Origin of the sequence: Paenibacillus sp. USDA918EY, from assembly GCF_009870825.1 — a bacterium.
In the GTDB taxonomy this organism is placed as follows: Bacteria; Bacillota; Bacilli; order Paenibacillales; family Paenibacillaceae; genus Paenibacillus_AQ; species Paenibacillus_AQ albilobatus.
Map to the genome: position 1 here is coordinate 1 of NZ_WTWY01000081.1, position 243 is coordinate 243.

The window sequence follows — 243 nt, forward strand, 5'->3', positions numbered from 1 at the left end:
TTCTTAGGCTCCCACCTATCCTGTACAGATCGTACCCAAATCCAATATCAAGCTGCAGTAAAGCTCCATGGGGTCTTTCCGTCTTGTCGCGGGTAACCTGCATCTTCACAGGTATTAAAATTTCACCGGATCTCTCGTTGAGACAGCGCCCAAGTCGTTACGCCATTCGTGCGGGTCAGAATTTACCTGACAAGGAATTTCGCTACCTTAGGACCGTTATAGTTACGGCCGCCGTTTACTGGG

General features: G+C 49.4%; 1 rRNA gene. It reads right to left on the reverse strand.

Annotated elements, in window-relative coordinates:
• Nucleotides 1-243, reverse strand: a 23S ribosomal RNA gene (locus tag GQY55_RS30885); the annotation flags it as partial.